Raw genomic sequence first — 1,341 nt, 5'->3', positions numbered from 1 at the left:
TATCTTGGGAATGTGACAAATCAATTCATAATAAAAGGGATTCCGCATTTATGCGGAATCCCTCTCAGTTATTTTGTCATGTGTAAATCCTTTGTTTTCATATAACCTGTCGCACCGCCGTAATCAACGAATACCCAATCAAAATCAAAACCGCCTTTATTCGTTTTACTCCAGCCTAAAAAAGAAACGCTTGTGTCTGCTGGAAGAGTCTTAATGCTCTTTCCATCAGCGGATGTATATACTTTTGTTTTTGTTTTGGTTTTTACCGTTGTCGCTGCTTTTACAATGTAATGAGTGGAGACAAATCCTATTTTTCCGTTTTTATACTGAACCTTTGCCCAGTCAGCATTTGAGAAGGAAATCAGCTTTAGGCTATCTCCTAAGTGCAGCGTATCGGCTTTTTGGCTTGATGCGGAAGCCTTCGTTCTGACATTTAGAGCCTCTTCTGATACCAAATAAGAATCAATCGGATAACTGTATAAATCATCAATGCTTACCGTTGTTTCTGGCTGTTGAGCATGGATCGTGCCAGCGCCGCCAGCAGCCGCCGCAGTCATTCCAGCCGCAAGTGCTAATGTTGAAAATAGTTTTGTTGGTTTGTTCATGCCGTTCCTCTCCTCACGTAAGAGAAATAATTCATTCTATATCTCTATTCACGTTATGGCAGGTTCCTAAACATCAGACAATTATTTTTGTGTTTCTAGTTTGAGAGGCGCGGATATTGTTTTTTGCACTTTTTTCCCGTGCAAAATATCATCAGCTGCTTCTGTAGCCAATTTACCGATTAATTCAGGCTGCTGAGCGACGGTGGCTGACAGCTTTCCGTTTTTAATGGAAGCGAGCGCATCTTTATTGCCGTCAAAACCGATCACCAATATGTCTTTCCCCGAGCTGTTAATTGCCTCGAGAGCACCGAGCGCCATTTCATCGTTGTGAGCAAAAACAGCTTGGATATCAGGATGTCCCTGCAGTAGGTTTTCCATGACAGTCAGGCCTTTCGTGCGGTCAAAGTCAGCTGATTGTTTTGTGACAACTTGGAGTTTTTGGTCTGCGATGTTATGGAATCCTGAGCCGCGTTCCCGTGTGGCAGATGCGCCGGGGACGCCTTCAAGCTCTGCCACCTTTGCTCCTTTTCCAAGTTTGTCGGCAATAAACGTCGCGGCCATTTCACCGCCTTTTACATTATCGGAAGCAACGAGGGTTTCAACTTTTCCTTGTTCGGCAGATCGATCGATTGTTACGACGGGCACACCGACTGCGTTTGCAGATTCTACTGCCGTTGAGATCGCCGAAGAATCAGTCGGGTTGATTAATAATGCATCAACACCTTGCTGAATTAAA

The 1,341-nt window shown here is 44.0% G+C and carries 2 protein-coding genes; both read right to left on the bottom strand.

Features of this window, described 5'->3' with window-relative positions; translation table 11 throughout:
* Window positions 1-68: 68 nt before the first annotated feature.
* Window positions 69-605: an SH3 domain-containing protein gene (locus ACWHAR_RS21565; protein ID WP_452087780.1), complete on the bottom strand. Its 537-nt coding sequence runs from the start codon at window positions 603-605 to the stop codon at window positions 69-71.
* Between the two features lie 81 nt (window positions 606-686).
* The coding region (locus ACWHAR_RS21560; protein ID WP_452087779.1) for a substrate-binding domain-containing protein at window positions 687-1,341 on the bottom strand (655 nt) is incomplete at its 5' end.

It is taken from the genome of Bacillus sp. LR--39, from assembly GCF_053613335.1.
Note: the sequence above shows the minus strand (reverse complement) of the source record. Positions and strands in the feature narration are given on the sequence as shown.